This window comes from Glycomyces tenuis DSM 44171, assembly GCF_000427885.1.
GTDB classification, from domain to species: domain Bacteria; phylum Actinomycetota; class Actinomycetes; order Mycobacteriales; family Micromonosporaceae; genus Glycomyces; species Glycomyces tenuis.
This window is the reverse complement of sequence record NZ_ATYW01000004.1, coordinates 153,943-178,171: the sequence shown is the minus strand read 5'-3', so window position 1 is coordinate 178,171 and position 24,229 is coordinate 153,943. Positions and strand designations below refer to the sequence as shown.

The 24,229-nt window shown below is 70.9% G+C and carries 24 protein-coding genes and 3 tRNA genes; 7 read left to right on the top strand and 20 right to left on the bottom strand.

Translation table 11 applies throughout. The features are described 5' to 3' along the window. Positions 1-108: 108 nt before the first annotated feature. From YWW_RS0107955 to YWW_RS0107930, 6 genes are all read right to left on the bottom strand, one after another. The gene (locus YWW_RS0107955) at positions 109-420 is read right to left on the bottom strand and encodes a DUF1048 domain-containing protein (RefSeq protein ID WP_026929716.1); all 312 of its coding nucleotides are present in this window, start codon (positions 418-420) and stop codon (positions 109-111) included. 1 nt (position 421) lies between these two features. Continuing rightward, entirely contained in the window at positions 422-778 is a 357-nt protein-coding gene (locus tag YWW_RS0107950) for a DUF1048 domain-containing protein (protein ID WP_026929715.1), read from the bottom strand. Beyond that, positions 775-1,083, bottom strand: coding sequence for a PadR family transcriptional regulator (locus tag YWW_RS0107945; RefSeq protein ID WP_035696396.1), 309 nt, complete (start codon positions 1,081-1,083; stop codon positions 775-777). The genes YWW_RS0107950 and YWW_RS0107945 overlap by 4 nt, the downstream gene beginning before the upstream one ends. A 514-nt stretch (positions 1,084-1,597) precedes the next feature. After that, positions 1,598-1,671 (bottom strand) — tRNA-Cys (locus tag YWW_RS0107940). Between the two features lie 50 nt (positions 1,672-1,721). After that, positions 1,722-1,793, bottom strand: a tRNA-Val gene (locus tag YWW_RS0107935). A 24-nt stretch (positions 1,794-1,817) separates the two neighbouring features. Continuing rightward, positions 1,818-1,890: transfer RNA gene (locus YWW_RS0107930), tRNA-Gly, on the bottom strand. A gap of 136 nt (positions 1,891-2,026) precedes the next feature. Here YWW_RS0107930 and YWW_RS0107925 point away from each other — a divergent pair. The 6 genes from YWW_RS0107925 (at position 2,027) to YWW_RS0107900 (ending at position 9,976) form a co-directional block, all read left to right on the top strand. Continuing rightward, the gene (locus YWW_RS0107925; protein WP_035704195.1) at positions 2,027-4,351 is read left to right on the top strand and encodes a Tex family protein; all 2,325 of its coding nucleotides are present in this window, start codon (positions 2,027-2,029) and stop codon (positions 4,349-4,351) included. Between the two features lie 9 nt (positions 4,352-4,360). Further along, positions 4,361-5,506 (top strand): sensor histidine kinase, encoded by a 1,146-nt coding sequence (locus tag YWW_RS0107920; RefSeq protein ID WP_051325511.1) that lies wholly within the window; start codon positions 4,361-4,363, stop codon positions 5,504-5,506. After that, positions 5,503-6,174 carry a response regulator gene (locus YWW_RS0107915; RefSeq protein WP_026929711.1) on the top strand — a complete coding sequence of 224 codons (672 nt, stop codon included), beginning with the start codon at positions 5,503-5,505 and terminating at the stop codon, positions 6,172-6,174. Before YWW_RS0107920 ends, YWW_RS0107915 begins: the two co-directional genes overlap by 4 nt. Positions 6,175-6,293: 119 nt before the next feature. Beyond that, positions 6,294-8,438, top strand: coding sequence for an MMPL family transporter (locus YWW_RS0107910; protein ID WP_035696399.1), 2,145 nt, complete (start codon positions 6,294-6,296; stop codon positions 8,436-8,438). Positions 8,439-8,597: 159 nt separating this feature from the next. Beyond that, entirely contained in the window at positions 8,598-9,143 is a 546-nt protein-coding gene (locus tag YWW_RS0107905) for a hypothetical protein (protein WP_026929709.1), read from the top strand. After that, on the top strand, positions 9,140-9,976 hold the full coding sequence (locus tag YWW_RS0107900; RefSeq protein WP_026929708.1) for a cellulose binding domain-containing protein: 837 nt from the start codon (positions 9,140-9,142) through the stop codon (positions 9,974-9,976). The genes YWW_RS0107905 and YWW_RS0107900 overlap by 4 nt, the downstream gene beginning before the upstream one ends. A gap of 34 nt (positions 9,977-10,010) precedes the next feature. Here the strand turns inward: YWW_RS0107900 and argH are convergent, their stop codons facing one another. The 10 genes from argH to YWW_RS0107850 all read right to left on the bottom strand — a co-directional run bounded on the left by argH (position 10,011) and on the right by YWW_RS0107850 (position 20,405). Then, positions 10,011-11,408: an argininosuccinate lyase gene (gene argH, locus YWW_RS0107895; protein ID WP_026929707.1), complete on the bottom strand. Its 1,398-nt coding sequence runs from the start codon at positions 11,406-11,408 to the stop codon at positions 10,011-10,013. Between the two features lies 1 nt (position 11,409). Next, positions 11,410-12,621 (bottom strand): argininosuccinate synthase, encoded by a 1,212-nt coding sequence (locus YWW_RS0107890; RefSeq protein ID WP_026929706.1) that lies wholly within the window; start codon positions 12,619-12,621, stop codon positions 11,410-11,412. Next, entirely contained in the window at positions 12,614-13,174 is a 561-nt protein-coding gene (locus YWW_RS0107885) for an arginine repressor (RefSeq protein ID WP_026929705.1), read from the bottom strand. Before YWW_RS0107885 ends, YWW_RS0107890 begins: the two co-directional genes overlap by 8 nt. Before the next feature lie 148 nt (positions 13,175-13,322). Then, entirely contained in the window at positions 13,323-14,270 is a 948-nt protein-coding gene (gene argF, locus YWW_RS0107880; protein WP_026929704.1) for an ornithine carbamoyltransferase, read from the bottom strand. Beyond that, positions 14,267-15,469 carry an acetylornithine transaminase gene (locus YWW_RS0107875; protein ID WP_026929703.1) on the bottom strand — a complete coding sequence of 401 codons (1,203 nt, stop codon included), beginning with the start codon at positions 15,467-15,469 and terminating at the stop codon, positions 14,267-14,269. Before YWW_RS0107875 ends, argF begins: the two co-directional genes overlap by 4 nt. Further along, positions 15,466-16,365 carry an acetylglutamate kinase gene (argB, locus tag YWW_RS0107870; RefSeq protein WP_051325510.1) on the bottom strand — a complete coding sequence of 300 codons (900 nt, stop codon included), beginning with the start codon at positions 16,363-16,365 and terminating at the stop codon, positions 15,466-15,468. Before argB ends, YWW_RS0107875 begins: the two co-directional genes overlap by 4 nt. Continuing rightward, the gene (argJ, locus tag YWW_RS0107865; protein WP_026929701.1) at positions 16,362-17,516 is read right to left on the bottom strand and encodes a bifunctional glutamate N-acetyltransferase/amino-acid acetyltransferase ArgJ; all 1,155 of its coding nucleotides are present in this window, start codon (positions 17,514-17,516) and stop codon (positions 16,362-16,364) included. The genes argB and argJ overlap by 4 nt, the downstream gene beginning before the upstream one ends. Then, positions 17,513-18,526 (bottom strand): N-acetyl-gamma-glutamyl-phosphate reductase, encoded by a 1,014-nt coding sequence (argC, locus tag YWW_RS0107860; protein ID WP_035696401.1) that lies wholly within the window; start codon positions 18,524-18,526, stop codon positions 17,513-17,515. Before argC ends, argJ begins: the two co-directional genes overlap by 4 nt. An 87-nt stretch (positions 18,527-18,613) precedes the next feature. Then, entirely contained in the window at positions 18,614-19,255 is a 642-nt protein-coding gene (locus YWW_RS0107855) for a response regulator (RefSeq protein ID WP_026929699.1), read from the bottom strand. Next, complete coding sequence (locus YWW_RS0107850) at positions 19,233-20,405, bottom strand: sensor histidine kinase (protein ID WP_035696402.1); 1,173 nt, start codon at positions 20,403-20,405, stop codon at positions 19,233-19,235. Before YWW_RS0107850 ends, YWW_RS0107855 begins: the two co-directional genes overlap by 23 nt. A 117-nt stretch (positions 20,406-20,522) precedes the next feature. Between YWW_RS0107850 and YWW_RS0107845 the strand changes: the two genes are divergently transcribed. Continuing rightward, on the top strand, positions 20,523-20,948 hold the full coding sequence (locus tag YWW_RS0107845) for a YrdB family protein (protein WP_051325509.1): 426 nt from the start codon (positions 20,523-20,525) through the stop codon (positions 20,946-20,948). Here YWW_RS0107845 and YWW_RS28965 read toward each other — a convergent pair. The 4 genes from YWW_RS28965 to YWW_RS0107825 all read right to left on the bottom strand — a co-directional run bounded on the left by YWW_RS28965 (position 20,914) and on the right by YWW_RS0107825 (position 24,146). After that, a complete protein-coding gene (locus YWW_RS28965; protein WP_211228477.1) occupies positions 20,914-21,225 on the bottom strand; it encodes a DUF4190 domain-containing protein in 312 nt (103 codons plus the stop codon). The genes YWW_RS0107845 and YWW_RS28965 overlap by 35 nt on opposite strands. Further along, positions 21,159-22,097, bottom strand: a complete 939-nt coding sequence (locus tag YWW_RS36815) for a phosphatase PAP2 family protein (protein ID WP_051325507.1) — start codon at positions 22,095-22,097, stop codon at positions 21,159-21,161. The genes YWW_RS28965 and YWW_RS36815 overlap by 67 nt, the downstream gene beginning before the upstream one ends. 17 nt (positions 22,098-22,114) lie before the next feature. Continuing rightward, positions 22,115-22,495, bottom strand: coding sequence for a DUF4190 domain-containing protein (locus tag YWW_RS33865; RefSeq protein ID WP_051325506.1), 381 nt, complete (start codon positions 22,493-22,495; stop codon positions 22,115-22,117). Between the two features lie 70 nt (positions 22,496-22,565). Next, a complete protein-coding gene (locus tag YWW_RS0107825) occupies positions 22,566-24,146 on the bottom strand; it encodes a penicillin-binding transpeptidase domain-containing protein (protein ID WP_081687275.1) in 1,581 nt (526 codons plus the stop codon). Positions 24,147-24,229: the final 83 nt, after the last annotated feature.

Genomic DNA, 24,229 nt, shown 5'->3' with positions numbered 1-24,229 from the left:
GACGATCTTCGACAGCACCGCCCAGGGCGCCCAGAAGTGGCAGACCGAGAACCGGAACGGATGTCCGCCGGCCCGCCGTCGTGGCCGGTCGGGTTCTCGCCCGTATCGTCAAAACCGCTTGCGGATCGACTCCTGGTAGCGGTCGGCGTAGGTCTGCGAGTCGTCGATCAGGCCGTCGCAGAAGGCGGCGACGTCGGGGCCGATCAACGTCATGACGTCCTTGCCCGAGGCGGCTCCGCCCTCGAAGAAGTCGACGATCTCGGACAGCAGGTCGCCGCCGGTCAACGACACCGGCCCGACCTTGAACAGGTACTTCTGCATCTCCTCATAGACGATCCGGTAGTCGGGCGGCAGCGCCTTGACCCGGGCCGTGTGCTCCCGCCACTGCCGCTTGCCTTCGATGATGTCCCGAATACTCATGTCAGCCCTCCAGCCGGCTCAGTTTGCGTGCGACGTTCCGGTTCAGCTGCCTGCGCCATCGGTCTCGGTAGTCCTTCACGCCGTCGTCGCCGACCAGTGCCGCGCAGAAGGCGGGGATGTCGTCCCCGAGCGCCTCCTCGGCGCTCTGGCCGTCGGCCGCGGTCGTCTCGAGCAGCCCGAGGACGCCGTCGACGATCGGGGTCAGGTTGCGTCCGGTGAAGTCGCCGTGCGGCATCAGGTGGATCTTGATCTGCTCCCAAGCCGGGTGGTAGTCGTCGGGCAAGGCGGCGGCGCGGGCCTCGAAAGCCCGCCAGTCCCCGGCCAGGTCGCTGCCGGTCACCCGCTCCCAAAAGTTCATGGTCGGCTCTCCTTGAGTTCGTTGATCCGTGATGACAGGTAGTCCCATCTGGCCCAGAACGTCGCGAGTTCGCGACGCCCCGCGGCGTTGAGCGCGTAGCACTTGCGCGGCGGGCCCTGCTCGGAGGGGCGTTTCGAGGCGTCCACGAGCCCGCGCTTCTCCAACCGCAGCAGGATGGTGTAGACCGTCCCCTCGGTGACGTCGGCGAAACCGAGTTCGTTCAGCCGGCGGGTGATGGCGTACCCGTAGGTCTCCTCGGCGTCGATGATCCTGAGGACGCACCCCTCCAGCGTGCCCTTCAGCATCTCGGTCAATCCGTCCGTGATCTTGCCTTCCCTTTCGCGGAGACGCTACCTTGTCTCACATAGTACCGCTAGATCGTAACACAGAGTACCGAGTACAGGAACGAACGACGACACCGATCAAGCAGATGCTGCCCCGGAGAGGATCTGAACGAGCGTCGACCCTGCGCAGCGACCCCCGTGGGACACTGCGATTCGAACCAGCCGCCTCCCCGGCGTGCCCGGTCTGCGCAGATATGGGCGCCTGAGCCGGTCGAACTCGCGTTTTTGCAGGTCAACGTGATGAGATCGAGTCAGCGTTCGGGTGTGTCCGTGCCGCGCAGGAGCAGAGTCGGCGCCCCCGAGCCCGAGGCGATCTTCACCTGATGAGGTGACATGTCTTATGAGCTGGGCGTTCGTCGTGGCAGCCTGAAAGCTACAAGACCCTGCGACCGGCGGACCGACGACGGACCGGACGAGGCTCGGGTGGGCGTGAAAAGAGCCCGGTCCTCCGGGCTCTGATCCTCTGACATATCGATGGAGGTGGGTACGGGATTCGAACCCGTGTATACGGCTTTGCAGGCCGCTGCCTCGCCTCTCGGCCAACCCACCCCGAAGTGAAAGGAGCCCGGGCCTTATGGACCCGGGCCCCTTCACGTCTGTGGACGATACTGGGATTGAACCAGTGACCTCTCCCGTGTCAGGGGAGTGCTCTCCCGCTGAGCTAATCGTCCGGGATAGCGCTCTTCCGAGCTCCGAGCGGACGACCGGGATCGAACCGGCGACCTACACCTTGGCAAGGTGTCGCGCTACCAACTGCGCTACGTCCGCATGTCATCCAGGTGGTTTTCGCTGCCCCCCGGCGACGGGATAGAACTTTATCCCATGCGCGGGGCAGCGTCCACTCGGGGGTCCGCCGGGCCTCTTGAGGCTCCGTTGTCGCAGCGCTCTGGCAGAATGCCTCAGCGTGGCTCAAGCTATCGATCAACGCATCGCCGAAGAACTCTCGGTCGGCGCCCACCAAGTCCGCGCGGCCGTCGCGCTTCTCGACGACGGCTCCACCGTCCCCTTCGTCGCCCGGTACCGCAAGGAGGCCACGGGCGGCCTCACCGACGAGCAGCTCCGCGCGCTCGAAGAACGCCTCGGCTACCTGCGCGAACTCGAGGCCAGGCGCGCCGCGATCCTCGAATCGGTCGCCGAGCAGGGCAAACTGACCGAGGAGCTGACCGCGCAGATCGAGGCCGCCGACACCAAGTCCAGACTCGAGGACCTCTACGCCCCTTACAAGCAGAAGCGCCGGACCAAGGCCCAGATCGCCCGCGAGGCCGGTCTCGAGCCGCTCGCCGAGACGCTGCTGAGCGATCCGACACAGGACCCCGAGACCGTCGCCGCGGGCTTCCTCAATCCCGAGGCGGAGATCAACGACACCGCCGCGGCCCTGGCCGGGGCCCGCGCGATCCTCACCGAGCGGTACGGCGAGGACGCCGACCTCATCGGTGAACTGCGCGAACGCATGTGGCGGCGGGGCCGGATCGTCTCGCGCGTCAGGGACGGCGCCGCGGAGAAGGGCGCCAAGTTCTCCGACTACTTCGACTTCGCCGAGACCTTCACCACCCTTCCGTCCCACCGGGTCCTGGCGCTGCTGCGCGGCGAGAAGGAGGAAGTCCTCTCCCTCGCACTGGATCCGGGCGAGGACGAGGCCGACGCCGCGGCGTACGAGGCGATGATCGCCGCGAAGTTCGGCATCGAGGACCGCGGCCGGGCCGCCGACGCGTGGCTGGCCAAGACCGTCTCGTGGGCCTGGCGCACCCGCATCCTCATCAAGCTCGGCGTCGACCTGCGGATGCGCCTGTGGCAGGGCGCCGAGGACGAGGCCGTCAAGGTCTTCGCCGCGAACCTGCGCGACCTGCTCCTGGCCGCCCCGGCCGGCCACAAGACCGTCATGGGCCTCGACCCGGGCTACCGCACCGGCGTCAAGGTCGCCGTCGTCGACCCGACCGGCAAGGTCCTCGACACCACCGCGATCTACCCGCACCAGCCGCAGAACCGGTGGGACGCTTCGCTGGCGGCACTCGCGGCGCTGGTCCAGAAGCACGGCGTCGAGCTCGTCGCCATCGGCAACGGCACCGCCTCCCGCGAGACCGACCGGCTCGCCGCCGACCTCGCCAAGCTCTTGGCGGGCAAGGCGAACCTGACGAAGATCGTGGTCTCCGAGGCCGGCGCGTCGGTGTACTCGGCGTCGGCGTACGCCACCAAGGAGCTGCCGGGCCTGGACGTGTCGCTGCGCGGCGCGGTCTCGATCGCCCGCCGCCTCCAGGACCCGCTCGCCGAGCTGGTGAAGATCGAGCCCAAGCACATCGGCGTCGGCCAGTACCAGCACGACCTGACCGAGTCGAAACTCACCAGATCCCTTGAGGCCGTGGTCGAAGACGCCGTGAACGCGGTCGGAGTCGACCTCAACACGGCGAGCGTGCCGCTGCTGAGCCAGGTCTCGGGGCTCTCGGAGTCCATCGCCGCGAACATCGTCGCCTGGCGCGACGAGCACGGCCGCTTCGGCGACCGGAAGGACCTGCTCAAGGTCGCCCGGCTCGGCCCCAAGGCGTTCGAGCAGGCCGCCGGGTTCCTGCGCATCTCGGGCGGCGCGAACCCGCTCGACGCCTCCGCGGTCCACCCGGAGGCCTACCCGGTCGTCGAGCGCATCCTCGCCGGCACCGGCGAGGGCGTCGCCGGGCTCATCGGCAACACGGCGACCCTGCGGAAGCTCAAGCCGGGCGACTTCGCCGACGAGCGCTTCGGCGTCCCGACCGTCTCCGACATCCTCGCCGAGCTCGAGAAGCCCGGCCGCGACCCGCGCCCGGAGTTCAAGGCCGCCGCGTTCAAGGAGGGCGTCGAGAAGGTCGCCGACCTCGAACCGGGGATGGTCCTCGAAGGGGCCGTCACCAACGTCGCCGCGTTCGGCGCCTTCGTCGACGTCGGCGTCCACCAGGACGGCCTGGTCCACATCTCGGCGCTGGCGAACCGCTACGTCGCCGACCCGCGCGAGGTGGTCAAGCCCGGCGACGTGGTGCGGGTGAAGGTCTTGAGCGTCGATCTCGAACGGCAGCGCATCTCGCTGTCGATGCGGCTCGACGACGAGCCCGAGGCCGCGGGCGCTCAGCGTGGCGGCGGAGGCCGCCGCGGGAAGGGCGGCAAGGGCGAGCGGCAGCCGCGCCAGCGCGGCGGCCAGGACCGGCAGCAGCAGCCGCAGGGGGCGATGGCCGAGGCGCTGAGGCGGGCCGGGCTGACGCAATAGGCTGGAGGCGTGTTCGACCGCTACTCCGACCGCAAGGGCGACCTGATCGTCGGCACCGTCGTCACCGTGTTCGTCTTCCTGTGGGCGGGCATCGACGCGGCGGTGTTCAGCCCCGAAGACGAGGGGCTCGCCGAGCCGCTCGCCTGGGCGGTGACCGTCGTGGCCTGCGCGGCGCTGTTCTTCCGCAGCCGCCGCCCGCTGGCAGTGGCGATCATCACCATGGTGTGCGTGGTCGTCTACTACCCGGCCTCCTCGATCGACGGGCCGACGCTGGCGCCGTTCGTCATCGCCCTGTACACCCTGGCGGCGCTGGGGCACGTGCGGGCGGCGACAGCCGTCTCGGTCACCATGTTCTGCTTCCTGCTCGTCCCGGAGATCCTGAGCGACTTCGCGCACGTCACCCCCGTGGAGACGATGCTGATGTCCGGCTGGTTCGTGGCGATCGTCGCCTTCGGGGCCCTCGTGGCGAACTACCGCGCGTACCGGGCCGAGGCGGAGGTGTCGGTCACCGAGGCGCGGCGGCGCAGTGTCGCCGAGGAGCGGCTGCGGATCGCCCGGGAGCTGCACGACGCGGTGGGCCACCACCTGTCGCTGATCCACGTGCAGACGACCGCGGCGCTGCGCAAGCTGGGGAGGAACCCCGAGTACTCGACCGCCGAGACGCTCAAGATCGTCTCGGAGACCAGCCAGCTGTCGCTGCGCGAGCTGCGGTCGATGGTCGGAGTGCTGCGGGAGGCCGGAGAGGATTCGCCGACGGCGCCGAGCCCGAGCCTGGACCAGCTGCCGTCGCTGGTGTCGGCGGCCGAATCGGCGGGGCTGGCGGTGACGCTGCGCCGCGACGGCTGGGCCGAACTGCCCGCGGCGGTGGACGCGGCGGCCTACCGGGTGGTGCAGGAGTCGCTGACGAACGTGGTCAGGCACGCCGATGCGAGCTCGGTGCGGATCAACGTGGTGACCGGTACGACCACGCTCGCGGTGAGCGTCGCCGACGACGGTGAGGCGCAGGGCAAAACGGGCAAGACGGTCGCCGGGAACGGCTTGACGGGGATGCGTGAGCGGGCCGAGAGCCTCGGCGGTACCTTCGACGCGGGGCCGCGCGAGGACGGCGGCTTCATCGTGGAGGCCACGTGGCCGTTGGAGGTGCAGTCGTCGTGATCCGAGTGATGCTGGTCGACGACCAGCGGCTGGTGCGCGCCGGCTTCGCGTCGATCCTGGACGACGAGGACGACATCGAGATCGTCGCCGAGGCCGGCGACGGGTCCGAGGCGCTGGAGCTGATCCACAGGCACCGGCCCGACGTGGTGCTCATGGACATCCGCATGCCCGGCATGGACGGCCTGGAGGCGACCGAGCGGATCGGCTCCGACCCGAAGCTCGACGGTGTGAGGGTCGTCATCCTGACCACCTTCGACGAGGACGACTACGTGTACCGGGCCCTCAGGGTCGGCGCGAGCGGGTTCCTGGTGAAGGACACCGACCCCGACGAGCTGATCCACGCCATCCGGGTGGTGGCCGACGGGGAGGCGCTGATCTCCCCGAAGGTGACCCGTCGGCTCATCGGCGAGTTCGCCGGGCGCGTCGCCAGGCCGGAGCCGAGCTCGCGGCTGAACGCGCTGACCGAGCGCGAGACCGAGGTGCTCAAACTGGTCGCCACCGGCATGAGCAACGACGAGATCGCGAAGAGGCTGTTCCTGGCGCCGGCGACGGCGAAGACGCACGTCAGCCGCATCATGTCGAAGCTGTCGGCGCGCGACAGGGCGCAGCTGGTGGTCACCGCCTACGAGTCGGGCCTGGTGAGGCCGACCTGGACCGACGGCAGTTGACGCGCTCCCGGTGCATCCGTGGGAGTACGCTCCTCGGCGGCGCTGACACCTGAGTGGTAGGCCGATTGCCTCTGCCGAGCCGATGTGGCCGGTGCCCTGGGGCGGCGATAGTCGCTGCCATGGAACAACGACTCGCTTCCCGCGGCAGACCTTCGACGATGGCGCGGCTCGCGCAGTGGACGCAGCGGCGCCCCGTCGTCGCGCTCATCGCCTGGGTGGTGGTGCTCGCCGCGGCGATCGCCGCCGCCTCGCAGATCGGCTCGGCGTTCGAGGACGACAACTCGATGCCCGGCACCGAGTCGCAGGAGCTGTCCGACCTGCTCGAAGAGCGCGCGCCCGAAGCGGGCGGCCCGACGGTCCAGGTGGTCTTCGGCGACGAGGACGGCGTGGCGGCCGAGCGGGACCGCGTCGAGGCGGTGCTCGCCGAGATCGCCGGCATGCCCGGCGTCGCGAGCGTCGACGACCCCTTCACCTCGTACGGCTCGGTCAGCGAGGACGGCACCGTCGGCTACGCCACGGCCGGTTTCGACGGCACGCCGGAGGAGGCGCTCGCGCTCGTCGAGGTGGCCGAGGAGTCCTCCGGCGACGGGCTGACCGTCGCGGTGGGCGGGGACGCGATCCGGGAGGCCGCCGAAGGCGGCGGCGGGGCCGCCGAGGGCGTGGGCATGCTGGCCGCGCTGGTGATCCTGGTGCTCATGTTCGGTTCGCTCCTGGCCGCGAGCCTGCCGCTCATCACCGCGGTGTTCGCCGTGGGCATCACCTTCTGCCTGTCCATGATCGTGTCCCATGTGGTCACACTGCCGACGTATCTGACGCCCATCATGTTCCTGATCGGCTTCGGCGTCGGCGTGGACTACGCGCTGCTGATCTTCGCGAGGTACCGCTCCGAGCTGCTGAACGGCGCGAACCGGAAGGGCGCGGCGACGATCGCACTGGACACCGCCGGACGCTCGGTCATGTTCGCCGGATCGGTCGTGATCGTGGCGCTCATGGGGCTGTTCGCGCTCGGTCTCGGCTCGCTCCAGTCGGTCTCGCTGTCGGTGGCGCTGGTCGTGCTGGTCACGATGCTGGCGTCGGTGACGCTGCTGCCGGCGCTGCTGGCGCTGTTCGGCAAGCGGATCGAGCGGCGGGTGCGCGGGCGCGCGGCGAAGGCGAAGCGCGTCCCCGGCGCACGCTGGAAGGGCTGGTCGCGGTTCGTCGAGAAGCGCGCGTGGCTCGCGATCGGGGTGGTGGTCGCCGCGCTGCTGGCGTTGTCGGCGCCGCTGCTGGGGCTGCGGCTCGGCTTCGCCGACGCCGGGACCGACCCGGAGTCCTCGACGACGCGGCAGGCCTACGACATGCTCTCCGACGGCTTCGGGCCGGGCTTCAACGGGCCGCTCCTGGTCGTCACCGACGGCACGCGGGCCGAGGCCGACGCCGCCGCGGCGGCGATGTCCGAGCTGGACACGGTCGAGCAGGCGTCGCCGGCGTTCGAGATCGGCGAGGGGCTGTGGATGTCGACGGTGGCCGGCACGGCGGGGCCGTCCGACGAGGCGACCGTGGACCTGGTGCACCAGTTGCGGGACGACGTTCTCGACGAGGTCGAAGGCGAGCAGCTGGTCGGCGGCTCGACGGCGGCGGCGATCGACTTCTCCGACATCATGGTCGACAAGGCGCCGATCTTCCTGCTGTTCGTCGTCGGCCTGTCGATGCTGCTGCTGATGGTGGTGTTCCGCTCGATCCTCATCCCGATCAAGGCGGCGGTGCTGAACCTGCTGACCGTCGGCGCCTCGCTGGGCGTGATCACGTGGATCTTCCAGGAGGGGATGTTCGGCGTCAGCCCCGGCCCGATCGAGGCCTTCGGGCCCGTGATGATCTTCGCGATCGTCTTCGGCCTGTCGATGGACTACGAGGTGTTCCTCGTGTCGCGGATGCGCGAGGAGTGGGTGCGCACGGGCGAGCCGGTCGAGGCGGTCCGCACCGGCCTGGCGTCGACCGGCGGGGTCATCACCGCCGCCGCGGCGATCATGATGGCGGTGTTCGGGGCGTTCATGCTCTCCGAGGCGAGACTGCTCCAGCAGTTCGGCATCGGCCTGGCCGTGGCGATCTTCATCGACGCGATCGTGATCCGGTGCCTGCTCGTTCCGGCGGTCATGAAGGTCATGGGCCGGGCCGCGTGGTGGATGCCGAAGTGGCTCGACAGGATCGTGCCGCACGTGACGGTGGAGCCCGAGTCGGAGGCGCCGGTCCGCGCCGCTGACCGCGAGGAGGTCCGCGCGGGCTGAGATTCCCGAGGGGCGGCCCCGGCGCGAAACGCGCCGGGGCCGCGCCGTCTCGCCGAAACACTTGACATTGGATAGTTAAATTTGGATATTTAGATGAGTAGGCGCAGGCGTTCGGATCGCCGCGGTTGGGCGCGCCGCAGCACACCCTTTGGAGCCTCGATGAAACGACTGTCCCGTCTCCTGCGATCCGCACTCGCCGTCCTCGCCGGACTGCTGCTGGCGGCCTCGCTCACCGCGCCGGCCTCGGCCGACGACTTCCAATACGCCCCGACGCCATTCGAGTTGCAGGACGTCGGAGAGGACTTCTGCACCTTCTTCAACACCGCCGGGCTGGCGGCCTGGCCGATCGCCGAGCCCTCCCAGTTCCCCACGGTCAACATCCAGGGCGATGGCTGGATCAGCTACGCGCCGCCCGACACCATCTGCCTGTCGGTGGAGCCCTCCCCCCGCCACATCCTGTTCACCGCCTACGTCGACCGCGAACCGGTGGACGCGCACGTGGAGCCCTTCGACCGGATCGACAACGGCGGTCCCTTCGAGTGGTTCTCCTACGATTTCTCCTTCATGTCGCCGGTCTACGCGCCGATCGACTACGTGACCGTGGAGATGTGCCACACGTACATCGACGACACCGGCCCAGTGGTCGAGTGCGACGAACCGGCCGTGGTCGAGCCCGGCGGCCCGGGGACCGGGGAGCAGTCATGAGACCACTCCACGGCCTCGCGAGGACGGCCCTGGCCGTCCTCGCGGGCCTGCTGCTGGCCGGTGCGCTCGCCGCACCGGCCGCGGCCGAGCATCCCGAGCAGGCCCCCACGCCCTTCTACAACAGCGCCTTGGGCGACGACGGGTGCAGCCTGTTCGAGACCACCGGCGCGGCCTCCTGGCCCGCCGTGCACCCACCGGAGACGCCCCGCGTCGTCATCAGCGGCATGGCGGCCGTCACCGGCTCCCAGACCGGGGAGATCTGCCTGCCCGTGGTCCCACCCGACCGGCGGATCGAGTTCACCGGCCACGTCAACGACTGGCCGGCGGTCGAACACGTCGTGCCGCTGCCATACGACTCGCCCGGTTTCGAGTACGAGTTCGCTCTGGAAGCACCCGGAGGCTCCGAGATCGAGTACGTGACGATGCGGATCTGCAAGGAGCGGCTCCCCGACGGATCGGACTGGACCGGCCGCTGCGGCGAGAACGTCCTCACCGAGCAGGGCGGTGGCGCCTCCGACCACTGCCAGTTCGCCGTGATGATCACCAACGCCTGGGGCAGCGGCTACACCGCCCAGGTGACCATCACCGCGATCGAGCCGATCAGCGACTGGCACGCGATCATCGCCTTCCCCGGCGACCAGTCCCTCAGGCAGATGTGGAACGCCAACGCCTCGCAGAGCGGGTCGGACCTCACCGTCACACCGGCCCCCTGGAACCAGCAGATCCCGAGCGGCGGCAGCGTCACGTTCGGGTTCGTGGTCTCCGGTCCGAGTCAGCCGCCGCCCCAGATCGCGGTCTGGGCCGACGGCCATCGGTGCGCGCAGGTCCTGTGACCGGTCGCGGGGCGCTCAGGCGCCCCGCGACCGTTCAACGCTCGGACCAGCGAACCCAGGTCTCGACGGCCTCGCGCACGGCGGCGAGCTGATCGGCCACCGCCTTCGGGCCGGTCGAACCGGGGGTCGTGCGCGCGGCGAGCGCACCGTCCACGTCGAGCACCTGCTTCACGCTCGGGTCGAGGTGCTCCGAGATCGCGGCCAGACCGGCGTCGTCGATCTCGTGCAGCTCGATGCCGAGCCGCTCGCAGTGGGCCACGCAGGCCCCGGCGACCTCGTGGGCGTCGCGGAACGGGACGCCCTTGCGCACGAGCCAGTCGGCGATCTCGGTCGCCAGGCTGAAGCCCTTCGGCGCGGCCTCGCGCGGGACCTCGGTGTCGAACCGCATCGTCTCGACCATGCCGGTGACCGCGGGCAGGAGCAGCGCCAGATTGTCCAGGGAGTCGAAGACCGGCTCCTTGTCCTCCTGAAGGTCCTTGTTGTACGTGAACGGCAGGCCCTTGAGCGTCACGAGCAGGCCGGTCAGGTTGCCGACGAGGCGGCCGGACTTGCCGCGCGCGAGCTCGGCGACGTCCGGGTTCTTCTTCTGCGGCATGATCGACGAGCCGGTCGAGAACGCGTCGTCCAGAGCGACCCAGCCGAACTCCTGGCTGGACCACAGGATGACCTCCTCCCCCAGCCGGGAGAGGTGGACGCCGACCATGGAGCACACGAACAGCAGCTCGGCGGCGAAGTCGCGGTCGGACACGCCGTCGAGCGAGTTGGCGACCGGCCGGTCGAAGCCGAGCTCGGCGGCCACCGCGACCGGGTCGAGCGGGAGCGAGGAGCCCGACAGTGCGCCCGAGCCCAGCGGCGAGACCGCCGCCCGCCCGTCCCAGTCGGACAGGCGCTCCAAGTCGCGCAGGAAGCCCTGGGCGTGGGCGAGCAGCTGGTGGCCCAAGGTGATCGGCTGCGCGTGCTGGAGGTGCGTCATGCCCGGTGCCGGCGCCTCGATCAGCCGCTCGGCCTGCCCGGCCAGCGCCTTCACCAGCTCGGTGAGGTCGGCGGCGAGGCCGCGCGCATGGTCGCGGCAGTACAGGCGCAGGTCGGTGGCGATCTGGTCGTTGCGGCTGCGCCCGGCGCGGAGCTTGCCGCCGAGCTCGCCGAGGCGTTCGACCAGGCCGCGCTCCAGCGCGGTGTGGACGTCCTCGTCGGCGACGGTGCCGGTGAAGTCGCCCGCGGCGACGTCGGCGGCGAGTCCGTCGAGCGCGTCGAGCATCCGCTCCAGTTCGGACTCGGTCAGCAGCCCCGCGCGGTTGAGCACGCGGGCGTGGGCCTTGGAGGCCTTGATGTCGTACGGCGCCAGCCGCCAGTCGAAGCCGATCGAGGCGTTCAGGGCCTCGAGGGCGGCGGCGGGTCCGCCCGAGAAGCGGCCTCCCCACAGTTTCGCCATGTCAGACGCTCTCGATCTTGGCGCGCTCGTTCCGGGCGGCGGCGAGCTTGGACGGCAGGCCCCACAGTTCGACGAAGCCGCGCGCGTTGGACTGGTCGAAGGCGTCGCCCTCGTCGTAGGTGGCGAGGTCGAAGTCGTAGAGGCTCGCCTCGGAGCGGCGGCCGGTGACGGTGGCCTTGCCGGCGTGGAGGGTGAGCCGGACCTCGCCGGTGACGTGGGCCTGCGTGTCGGCGATGAACGCCTCGAGGCTGTCCTTGAGCGGCGAGAACCACAGGCCGTCGTAGACCAGTTCGCCCCAGCGCTGGTCGACCGAGCGCTTGAAGCGGGCCTGCTCGCGTTCCAGGGTGACGTTCTCGAGCTCCATGTGGGCGGCGATGAGGGTGATGCCGGCCGGGGACTCGTAGACCTCGCGGGACTTGATGCCGACGAGCCGGTCCTCGACCATGTCGATCCGGCCGATGCCCTGGGCGCCGGCGCGCCGGTTGAGCTCGTGGACGAGGTCGAACGCGGACCTGGCCTCGCCGTCGAGGGCGACCGGGCGGCCCGCTTCGAAGGAGACGACGACCTCGTCGGCCTCGCGCGGCTCGGCCGGGTCCTGGGAGTAGGAGTAGATGTCCTCGATGGGGCCGTTCCAGATGTCCTCGAGGAAGCCGGTCTCGACGGCCCGGCCCCACAGGTTCTGGTCGATCGAGTACGGCGAGGACTTGGTCACGTCGATCGGGAGGCCCTTCTCCTCGGCGAACGCGATGGCCTTGTCGCGGGTCCAGGCGAAGTCGCGGGCGGGGGCCACGATCTTCAGGTGCGGGGCGAGGGCGGCGAGACCGGCCTCGAAGCGGACCTGGTCGTTGCCTTTGCCGGTGCAGCCGTGGGAGACGATCGTCGCGCCGTGCTGCGCGGCGGCGGCCGCCAGGTGCTTGACGATCAAGGGCCGCGAGAGGGCCGAGACGAGCGGGTAGCGGTCCATGTAGAGGGCGTTGGCGGCGACGGCCCGGAAGCAGTACTCGGCGGCGAACTCCTCGCGGGCGTCGACCACTTCGGCGGCGACGGCGCCGCAGCCGAGGGCCCGCTCCCGGATGGCCTCGAGGTCCTCACCGCCCTGGCCGACGTCGATGGCCACGGCGATCACCTCGGCGTCGAGCCGCTCGGCGAGGTACGGGATCGCCACGGACGTGTCGAGGCCCCCCGAGTAGGCGAGCACTACCTTCTCAGTCACAGCTGTTCTCCTTGATCTCGGTGGTGTAGGGGGTGGCGGTCTCGACGGAGGAGTCCCGGGTGGGGGCCTTGCCGGCCCATTGGAGCATCTGGTCGGCGACCTGGCGGCCGAGCACGCCGTCGCGGGCGATGACGGCGATGGTGTCGTCGCCCGCGATGGTGCCGATGACGTCGGCCAGGCCGGAGCGGTCGATGGCGCTGGCCATGTACTGGGCGGCGCCGGGCGGAACCCACAGCACGGCCATGTTGGCCGAGTAGTCGGCGCCGACGAGGAGTTCGCGCAGGAGCCGCTTGAGGCGGTCGGGGGCGCCCTCGGCGTCGCGCAGGGGCCGCTCGCCTTCGGGGAAGATCGAGTAGACGGCGCCGCCGCCGTCGGTGCCGCGGACCTTGATGGCGCCGAGCTCTTCGAGGTCGCGCGAGAGGGTCGCCTGGGTGACCTCGATGCCGGACTCGGCGAGGAGCTCGGCCAGTTCGGACTGGGACTTGATCGCCTGGGTCGAGATGAGTTCGGCGATGCGGGCCTGGCGCGCGGCCTTCGTCGTGGGTTGATTCATCAGCGTTCACTCCGGTTTGGGGCGAGCCGTCTGACACGGCGAGTTTTTCGAGTTCCCGAGCGAAGCGAGTCGACTCGGCCCAGCGGGCGCGAAGCGCCCCCCATGTCGGGTGGCGATGGGCGACGGGTGGGCGCGTAAGGGCGCGGGCTCATCGACGGTCACCTCCGATGAGCCAGGCCAGGAGGGCCTTCTGGGCGTGGAGCCGGTTCTCGGCCTGGTCGAAGACCCGCGACTGGGGCCCGTCCATGACGGCGTCGGTGATCTCCTCGCCGCGGTGCGCGGGCAGGCAGTGCAGCACGATCGCGTCCTCGGCGGCGTGGCCGAGGAGCGCGGCGTTGAGCTGGTAGGGGGTGAGGTCGGCGACGCGCTGCTCGTGGTCCTTCATGCCCATCGAGAGCCACGCGTCGGTGGAGACGACGTCGGCGCCGGTCACGGCCTTGACGGCGTCGTCGGTGACGGTGACCGAGCCGCCGGTCTCGGCGTTGATCTCGGCGGCGCGTTCGAGGACGTCGTCGGCGGGCTGGTATCCGGCGGGGGCGCCGACGCGGACGTGCATGCCGGCCATGGAGCAGGCGATGACGGTGGAGTTGCCCATGTTGAACGCGGCGTCGCCGACGAAGGCGAGCTTGGTGCCGCGCAGGGTGTGCAGGCTCTCCCTGCGGTGCTCGGCGACGGTCTGGAGGTCGGCGAGGAGCTGGCAGGGGTGCCAGCCGTCGGTGAGGGCGTTGACGACCGGGACCGTGGCGTGCTGGGCGAGTTCGGCGATGCGGTCGTCGCCGAAGGTGCGGATGACGATCGCGTCGACGTAGCGGGACAGGACCTGGGCGGTGTCGGCGATGCTCTCGCCGCGGCCGAGCTGGCTGGACTGGGAGTCGAGGACGACGGGGTGGCCGCCGAGCTCGGCGATGCCGATCTGGAAGGACAGGCGGGTGCGGGTCGAGGGCTTCTCGAAGACGACCGCGACGGACCGCAGGCGGCCCTGGTGGTTCAGGCTGTCGAAGCCGTGGCGGTCGTTCTTCATCGCTGCGGCGAAGCGCAGGAGCTCGGCCTGCTCGGCCGGGGTGATGTCGTGGTCTTTCAAGAAGTGCCGGGTCACGGTCGTCCTCCTGGGGCTGGCTGGACTTCGTCGAGCGCGGCGATGAGTTTGTCGCAGAACTCGGCGAGTTCGGTGGGAGTGATGGTGAGCGGGGGCGCGATCCGCACGGTGTCGGGGCGGACCGCGTTGGCGAGCACGCCGTTCGCAGCGAGGTGGGCGACGACCTCGGCCGCGACCGGCTCGGTCAGGGCGATGCCGCGCCACAGGGCGGTGCCGCGGACCTGGGCGATGCGGCCTTCGTCGGCGAGCCGTTCCTCCAGGTGCGCGCCGAGGGCGGCGACGCTGTCGAAGAGGTGCTCGCGTTCGATGGTGTCGATGACGGCCAGCGCCGCGGCGCATGCGATCGGGTTGCCGCCGAAGGTGGACCCGTGGGTGCCGGGGGTGAGGGCCTCGGCGTAGGGTCCGACGCCGATGGCGGCGCCGATGGGGACGCCGCCGCCCATGCCCTTGGCGACGGTGATGACGTCGGGGGTGATGCCCTCGGCATGGTGGGCGAACCAGGCGCCGGTGCGGCCGAAGCCGGACTGGATCTCGTCGACGACGAGGGCGGCGCCGTGCGCGGCGGTGAGCTCGCGGGCGGCGGCTAGGTAGCCGGGGGCGGCGGTGACGACGCCCGCTTCGCCTTGGACGGGTTCGAGGAAGACCGCGGCGGTGGTGTCGTCGACGGCGGCCTTCAGGGCGTCGGTGTCGCCGTGGGGGACGAAGGCGACATCGCGGCCCAGGGGTTCGAAGGGCTCGCGGATCGCGGCCTTGCCGGTGATGGAGAGCGAGCCGAGGGTGCGGCCGTGGAAGCCGTGCTCGGCGGCGACGATCTTGGTGCGGCCGCTCGCCTTGCCGGCCAGGAGGACCAGTTTGAGGGCGGCCTCGTTGGCCTCGGTGCCGGAGTTGCACAGGAACACCTTGCCGTCGACGGCCGCGAGTTCGAGGAGCTTCTCGGCGAGTTCGACCTCCTTCTCGTGCAGGTAGAGATTGGAGGTGTGGGCGAGGCGGGCGGCCTGGGTGGCGACGGCCTCGACGATGGCGGGGTGGCTGTGGCCGAGGCTGGAGACGGCGATGCCGCCGATCATGTCGAGGTAGGTCTTGCCGTCGACGTCGGTGAGGTGGCGGCCCTCGCCGTGGCTGACGGCGACCGGGGGCAGCCCGTAGTTGCCCATGAGGGAGGCCTGGAACCGTCCCTTGAGTTCGTCCGAATAGGTCATTGTTCCTCCACGACCATGGTGCCGACGCCTTCGGAGGTGAAGATCTCCAGCAGCGTCGAGTGGGGGACGCGCCCGTCGATGACGTGCGCCTGGGGGACGCCGCCCTTGACGGCGCGCAGGCAGGCCTCCATCTTGGGGACCATGCCCTCTTGGAGCTTCGGCAGGAGCTCGGCGAGCTGCGCGGTGGTGACCTGCCGCAGCAGCGAGCCCTTGTCGGGCCAGTTCGAGTACAGCCCTTCGACATCGGTGAGGATGACGAGTTTCTGCGCGCCGAGGGCCTCGGCGAGCGCGGCCGCGGCGGTGTCGGCGTTGAGGTTGTAGAGGACGCCTTCGTGGTCGAGCGCGACCGTGGAGACCACGGGGATGCGGCCGGCGGCGATGAGGTCGTCGATGGCGGTGGTGTTGACGCTGGCGACGTCGCCGACGCGGCCCACGTCGACCCGTTCGCCGTCGACGTCGGCCCAGCGGCGCTTGGCGGTGAACAGGCGGGCGTCCTCGCCGCTCATGCCGACCGCGTGGGGGCCGTGGTTGTTGATCAGGCCGACGAGCTCGCGGCCGACCTGGCCGACCAGGACCATCCGGACGACGTCGGCGGCCTCGGGCGTGGTGACCCTGAGGCCGCCTTTGAACTCGGAGGCGATGTCGAGCTTGGCGAGCATCGCCGAGATCTGCGGGCCGCCGCCGTGGACGACGACGGGTTTGATGCCGACGTAGTGCAGGAACACCATGTCGGCGGCGAACGCGGCCTGGAGCTCGGGGTTGATCATGGCGTTGCCGCCGTATTTGACCACGACGACGCTGCTGGTGAAGCGCTGCAACCAGGGCAGGGCCTCGATGAGCGTCTCGGCCTTGCCGAGCGCCGACTTCAGATGGGGTGCGAGGTCTTCGATACTCATGTGGAATAGGCCGAGTTCTCGTGAACGTAGTCGTGGGACAGGTCGTTGGTCCAGATCGTGGCCGCGGCCGGGCCGTTGTGGAGTTCGATGTCGATGGCGACGTCGCGGCTCTTGAGGTCGACCTCGTCGCGGCTCTCGCCCGCGGCGCCGGCCTTGCAGATCCAGACGCCGTTGACGGCGACGTCGACCTCGTCGGCGTCGAAGGGCGCCTTCGCGACGCCGACGGCGGCGAGGATGCGGCCCCAGTTGGGGTCGCAGCCGAACATCGCGGTCTTGACGAGGTTGTCGCGGGCGACGCAGCGGGCGACTTCGAGGGCGTCGTCCTCGGTCTGGGCGCCCGAGACGGTGATGGCGATGTCCTTGGTGGAGCCTTCGGCGTCGCTCAGCAGCTGGTGCGACAGGTCCTTGCACAGCCCGGTGAGCGCGGTGATGAACTCGTCGGGCTCGGCTTCGGCACCGGAGGCGCCGGAGGCGAGCAGGAGCACGGTGTCGTTGGTGGACATCGAGCCGTCCGAGTCGAGCCGGTCGAAGGAGTACCGGCAGGCGGTGCCGAGCGCGGCGTCGGCGAGCTCGGCGTCGACGACGGCGTCGGTGGTGAGGACGACGAGCATCGTGGCCAGGCCGGGTGCGAGCATCCCGGCGCCCTTGGCGATGCCGCCGATCGTCCAGCCCGCCTCGCTGGTGCGCACGGCGTTCTTGGGGACGGTGTCGGTGGTCATGATCGCGGTGGCGGCGGCCTCGCCGCCGCTCTCGGCGAGCTGGGCGGCGGCCGCGTCGACGCCGGGCAGGAGCTTGTCCATCGGGAGGCGCTCGCCGATGAGCCCGGTGGAGCAGACGGCCACTTCGGCGGCGCCGCAGCCGATGACGGCGGCGACCTTCTCGGCGGTGGCGTGGGTGTCCTGGAAGCCCTCGGGGCCGGTGCAGGCGTTGGCGCCGCCGGAGTTGAGGACGACGGACTTGAGCCTGCCGTAGGTGATGACCTGCTGGGACCACTTGACGGGCGCGGCCTTCACGCGGTTGCCGGTGAAGCGGCCCGCGGCCACCTGCGAGGGGCCGTCGTTGACGACGAGCGCGAGGTCGGGCTTGCCTGATTCCTTGAGCCCGGCGGTGACGCCGGAGGCCCGGAATCCTTTCGGGGCCGTCACGGTCATGGCGCCACCCCGTTCACGGTCAGGCCGGCGGCCTCGGGGAGGCCGAGCATGAGGTTGGCGCACTGGACGACCTGCCCGGCCGCGCCCTTGCCGAGGTTGTCGATCGCCGCGCAGGCGATGACGCGGCCCGAGTCGATGTCGACGGCGCCCTGGAGGTGGGCGGCGTTGGTGCCGTAAGTGGAGGCCGTGGCGGGCCAGGAGCCTTCGGGCAGCAGGCGCACGAAGTGCTCGCCGTCGTAGGCCTTGGCGAGGGCGGCGCGCACGTCGGCGGCGGTGACGTCGGCGGCGGGCCTGGCGGTGACGGTGGCGAGGATGCCCCTGGGCATGGGCGCCAGGAGCGGCGTCATCGACAGGCTCGTCGCGCCGGTGGCCTGCTTGATCTCGGGCACGTGCTGGTGGGCGCCGACCTTGTAGGGGCTCATCGAGCCCATGACCTCGCTGGCGAGCAGGTGCTTCTTGGCGGCGTTGCCGGCCCCGGAGGTGCCGGAGGCGGCGACCACGACGACGTCGGCGGGCTCGGCGACGCCGGCCTCGACGAGCGGGCGCAGCGCCAGGGTGGCGGCGACGGCGTAGCAGCCGGTGGCGGCGACGCGGTCGGAGGCGGCGATGGCCTCGCGCTGGCCGGCCAGCTCGGGCAGGCCGTAGGTCCAGGTTCCGGCGTGGGGGCTCTTGTAGTAGGACTCCCAGGCGGCGGCGTCCTCGAGCCGGTGGTCGGCGCCGAGGTCGACGATCTTGACGTCGGCGGGCAGACTGGCGGCCAGCGCGGCGGACTGGCCGTGCGGGAGGGTCATGACGACCAGGTCGGCACCAGCGAAGGCGTCCGGGGCGGTCTCGCAGAATCGGCGTTCACCGTAGGCGGTGAGGTGCGGGTGGACGGCGGTGATCGGCTGACCGGCCTGACTGTGGGCGCTGGCGGCGATAACGTCGAGCTGCGGGTGGTCGGCGAGCAGCCGCAGCACCTCGCCTCCCGCGTAGCCGCTGGCGCCTGCGACGGCGACCTGGTACGTCACTGGAAACCTCCGGATTGAATGCTTATGCAGTCAACTGTATCAGCATTCAAGCGGTGCTTCAATGAGGAATTCCAGTGGGTGAGATCGCTATCGTGCCTGCTCACGGGCGAAGATCGCGGCCTGGACGCGGCTGGTCAGGCCGAGCTTGGCGAGCAGGCGTGTCACGTGCGATTTCACCGTCGCCTCGGCCATGCCGAGCTCGGCGGCGATCTCGGCGTTCGACAAGCCCTCGCCGATCAGGGACAGCACCTCGGTCTCGCGCGGGGTGAGGGACGCGAGGCCGTCGCCGTCGACCGGGATCGGCGCGTAGGCCGGTCGGGCGCGGGAGAACTCGGCGATGAGGTTCCGGGTGACGGCCGGGGAGATCAGGCCGTCGCCGCGGGCGACGACGCGGACGGCGTCGACGAGCGTCTCGGCGTCGGCGTCCTTGAGCAGGAAGCCGCTCGCGCCGGCGCGCAGCGCGTCGAACACGTTGGCGTCGTCGCCGTAGCTGGTCAGCACGAGGACGTCGGCGACGCCGCGCAGTTCGGCGGCGGCCGCGATGCCGTCCTTGCGGGGCATGCGGACGTCCATGACGACCACCTCGGGGCGCAGCAGCCTCGCCTGCTCGACGGCCTCGACGCCGTCGGCGGCCTCGCCGATCACCTCGATGTCGCCGGCGCTGTCGAGCAGCATGCGCAGACCGGCGCGCACCGCGGCGTGGTCGTCAGCGAGCAGGACCTTGATCACCATTGCCTCCTGTCGGAATCTCGGCGCGGACGCGCCACCGGTCGCCGTCGGGACCGGCCTGGACGGTCCCGCCGAGCAGCCGGACGCGCTCGGTCATGCCGACCAGCCCCGCTCCCCCGCCGCCGACCGGGGCCTCGGCGGCCTCGACGGCGTTCTCGACGGTGAGGGCCAGCCGGTCGGGCGCGTAGGCGACGGCGACCACGGCGTCCGAACCGTACTTCAACGCGTTCGTCAGCGACTCCTGGGTCACGCGGAAGGCGGCGGTCTCGACCTCGCGCGGCAGCTCCCGGGCGGCGCCGTCGACCTCGTAGTCGACCTTGAGACCGACGCGGCGCATCCGCTCGACCAGCTCGGGGATCTGGTCGAGCCGGTAGGAGGCCAACTCCTCGTCGGCGTCGCCGGTGCGCAGGATCCCGATGATGCGCCGCAGCTCGGCCAGTCCCTCGACGCTGCTCTGGCGGATCGCGGCCACCGACTCCCGGACGGCCTCCGGGCCGAGGTCCTTGCGGGCCTGGAGGCCGGTGGACTGGAGGGCGATCGCGCTCAGGTAGTTCGCGACGGTGTCGTGGAGCTCGCGGGCCATGACGGTGCGCTCGCGCAGCACCGCCTCACGGTTGCGGACGTCGGCCAGCCGCGCGGTCTGCTCGGCCCGCTCGGCCTCCAGGCTGGCCCGCTCGTGGGCCTGGCGGACGATGACGCCGGTGAGCGGCGTGGACATCAGCACGATCGCGGCGATGGACATGACGCTGAGGATCGACCCGGCCGAGTTGCCTTCGAAGGCGGCCCACACCCCGAAGGCGAGGATCAGCACGGCGGAGACGCCGAGCAGCACCGGGACGCCGCGGCGCGGCCCGTAGCGGGCGAAGGCGTAGAGGTTGTCGGTGAACACGAAGACGGTCACGAGCGCGAGGCCGGTGACGAGCTCGATGCCGAAACCGGTCACACCGAGCGCGAGGCACCACCCGGGCCGGGCCCGACGCACCGCCACCCCGAGGCACACCAGCGTGAGCGGCACGAACCGCGCCGCCGTCGGCAGCTCGGGACCGTAGCGTTCATAGACGCCCAGCGCTATGAACACGGCCCCTGCCGCGAACAGCGCGACGGCGGCGATGAGGTCGATGCGTTTGACGCCGCGGATCGGGCTGGCCATGCCCCCAATCCCATCACGGACGCGCCACCCCCGACGTCGCCCTCCGTACCGAGACCGGGCTCCTACTTTGGTCGCAGGCGACAATCCCGTCCAAAGACGAAGGCGCATCATTGCCACATGAGTGAGCGCGATGATCCCGGCCGCACGGCGGCACCGTTCGAGCCCGAATGGGCCAAGTTCACCGGGGCCTCGCGCGTCCTGGTGATGTGCAACTCGCTCCTGGCCCTGGTGCTGGAGCTGGCGCTGTTCGCGTTCGTGATCTGGTGGGCGCTCTCGCTCGACGTGAGCCTGTGGCCGCGGGTGCTGATCGCTGTGGCGGCCGTCCTCGCGCTCGGCCTGCTGTGGGGCAGGTACGCCGCGCCGCGGGCGCCGGTGCGGCTGCCGACGGCCGGAGTGCTCGCGGTCAAGGCGGTGGCCTTCGGGGCCGGGGTGGCGGCGCTGTGGGGCGTCGGCTATCCGACGGCGGCGGTCGCGTTCGCGATCCTGGTCGTCGCGAACACCTCGGTCGTCACCTTCGCCCGAGCCATGCCGTCAGCCACGTAGGGAAGTCGCTGGGGTCGGTGGTGGGCCAGTTCTCGGGGTCGGAGACCTCCTCGACGAACGGGATCCAGATCGAGAACAGCGCCAGGACGTACAGGACCCAGAACACGATCGAGGCGACGCCGATCCAGCCGAGGACGATGCCGGTGACGGCGAAGCCGTCGCCCTGTTCGCCGGTCTCGCGGATCTGCCTCCTGGCGATCGTGCCGAAGATCAGGCCGAGGACGCCGATCGGGTTGCAGGCCCCGACGATGCCGACGACCATCGCGGCGATCGCCATGCCGTTGGTGGGCCGCGAGGTGGGCATCTGGTACGGGTAGCCGTACGGCGGCGGATATTGGTACGCGGGCGGCGGGACCTGAGGCTGCTGCGGCTCGGGTCGGGGTTGGGAATCGGACGACATCGGTCCCCCTCGGGGCGGGCAGGCGGCGGACCCGCCAACGCTAACCCGTCCGCGGCACTGCGGGCATCACCGGTTCGTGCCAGGCCGTCGCCGTCCGCCGCCGAGCGCCGCAGACGTTCCCGCCGCAGCATCGGATCGAAGGCCCACCAGCACAGCATCACCACACCGAGGCCGGTGGCGACGCCGCCGACGGTGTCGGTGAGCCAGTGGGCGTGCTGCCAGGTGCGCGACCACATCATGCCGAGCACCAGCAGCGCGCCGACCGCCCACCACCAGAACCGGGCGGCGGCCGGGATCGCGGTCACGGCGATGATCACGACCACGCAGGCCATGCGGGACGAGTGCCCTGAGGGGAAGGCGTTGGAGGAGACGCTGACCAGGATGTCCTCCGGACGGGCGCGCTCGCCGATCGTCTTGAGGACACCGGTGACGGCGTAGGTGGCGGTGAAGACGGTGAGGGCGAACAGCGCCGAGCGCCAGCGCCGCAACGCGGTCAGGACCCCGGCGAACAGCAGCAGCGCGACACCGGCGAAGCGCCCGTCGGCGCCGTGGTTGAACACCTCGGCCACGGCCCACGGGAGGCCCTCGTGGGGGCCGTCCATGAGGCGCAGCCAGGCGTCGTCGAGCGGCTGGGACGGCGGCGTGAGCGGGTCGGCGCGCACCCACAGGGCCGCGACGAGCGGGACCAGGAGGAGCAGGACCGCCGCCGGGATCGCGATGCGCCGCCGTGGAAACGCCCGTGGGAGCATCGGTTCGCCGTCCGCTTCTAGGAGACCGCGTTGGAGACGGAGGCCACGGCGATGATGACAACGACGACGTACAGGGCCCAGAAGATCGTGAACCCGACCGAGACCCAGCCGAGGATCCTGCCGGCCTTGGCGAGCGGTCGTCCGATGCCGTAGCCGGCCTCGATCTGGCGCTGCGCGGTCTTGCCGAACACGAGGGCCATGATGCCCAGCGGCGTGGTGAGGAAGAGCAGCCCGCAGACGGTGGCGGCGACCGCCTTGCCGTTGATCTCCGGCCCGGCGGCGTACGCCTGGTAGGGCTGGGCGGGCGGCGGACCGGGCGGGCCCGAGGGCATGCCGCCCTGGCCGGGCGGCGGCCCCATCGGTGACGGCTGCGGACCGTACGGGTCGGGAGTGGCCATAGTGGCCTCCATTGTCGTGGTGAGGTGTGCTGCCCCTGCATCGTAGTCGCTCGCATGCGAGGCGGACCCGTTAAGGGCAGGGCGGTTCGAACCAGCCGCCGCAGTCCTCGGTCGGCTCCTCCTCGGTGGGCTCGGGTTCCTCCGTGGGCTCCTCGGTCGGTTCCTCGTCGGTGGGCTCCTCGGTCGGCTCTTCCGTGGGCTCCTCGGTCGGATCCTCGGTGGGCTCCTCGGTCGGATCCTCGGTCGGATCCTCCCCGCCGCAGGGGGCGGCCTCGGGGTTGGCCTGGCAGTACTCGCTGTCGGGGTCGATCGTGCCGTCGTCGTTCTCGATGTCGTCGGTCAGGTCCGAGCCGGCGCCGACCGCGCCGGGCCACGGCTCGGGCTCGTACTCCATGACCTCGATCGCCGAGCCCATGACCCGCTGCCACACCGGGAGTCCGGCGTCGCCGTCCTGATCGGCGCCGCCGACCCAGGCCGCGACGCTCAGCTGCGGGATCGCCCCGACGTACCAGGAGTGGGCCGTCACGTCGTTCCAGGTGCCGGAGAGCCCGAAGAAGTCGCGGTCCCCGATCGCGTCGCCGGTGCCGAGACCGACGAACTGGAGGTCGCGGGCGGTCTCGGACTTGACGGCCTGGGAGCTGCGGATGCCCTGCTCGGCCTCGACGGTGTTGCCCGAGTCGTCGACGACCCGCTCGATGAAGTGGGTCTGGGCGTGGACGCCGTCGCCCGCGATGGTGGCGTACACGGCGGCCATGTCGAGGACGCTGACGCCGTAGGAGCCGAATTCGGCGGGCTCGAACGAGTCGACCGCCTCGGCCGCGCCCTCCTCGAAGGTGTGGACGGTCCCGGCCTGGTCGGCCATCGCGGTCAGGCCGAGGCCGATCGCGGTCTCGAGGATCGCCTGGGAGCCGTACTTCGCTGCGATGGAGTCGACGGCGGCCGAACGGGACTCGCGGACGGCGTCGGTCAGCGTCACGTCGGCGTCCTCGTCGCTCCACCACGAGTCGATCGAGGCGCCGCCCTCCAGAGCGGTGGCGGCGATGACCATGTCGAACACGGAGGCGGGCGGGTGCGGGGAGGCGGCGCCGGCCTGGTCGGCGCCGCCCTCGCCCTCGCCGCCGTAGTAGCACAGGACCGCGCCGCTGCCGGGTTCGACGGCGACGACGCCGCCCGGTTCGGCAGCCTCCTCGGCGGTCGCCTCGGCCGCCTCCTGGAGCTCGCGGTCGAGCGTGAGGACGACGCGGTGGCCGGTGGTGCCGTCGTAGAGGTCCTCGGGGCCGAGCCCGTAGCGGGTCTCGAGTTCGGCGTAGATCTGCTCGGTCAGGCCGACGTGGCGTTCGGTGAAGTCCTCGGGCACCGCCTCGCCGTTGGCGTACAGCAGCGGCGCGGCCTCCTCGTTGCCGGCGCTGTAGCCGGGTTCGTCGCCTTGGAGGACGAACACGCCGACGGCGATGCCGGCCGCGATGACGAGGCACCCGGCGACGGCGGCGATCACGTGGAATCTGCTCGGCTGGAACGACAGCGCTCCCGCGGCGCGGTGGCGCCCGCCGCCTGCCGTGGAGCCGCGGGGAGCGGCGCGGTGGCTGCCGCGTCCGCCGCCGTCGGCACGACTCCGCCCGTCGCCGACGCGAGAGGGGTTCCCGTTATCCACACATGTAGGTTAAGAGGCGCGGACCAGCCGTCAGACCCCGGTCCCGACTTTCGCCGCATAACCGTCCAAAAGAGATGAACCGG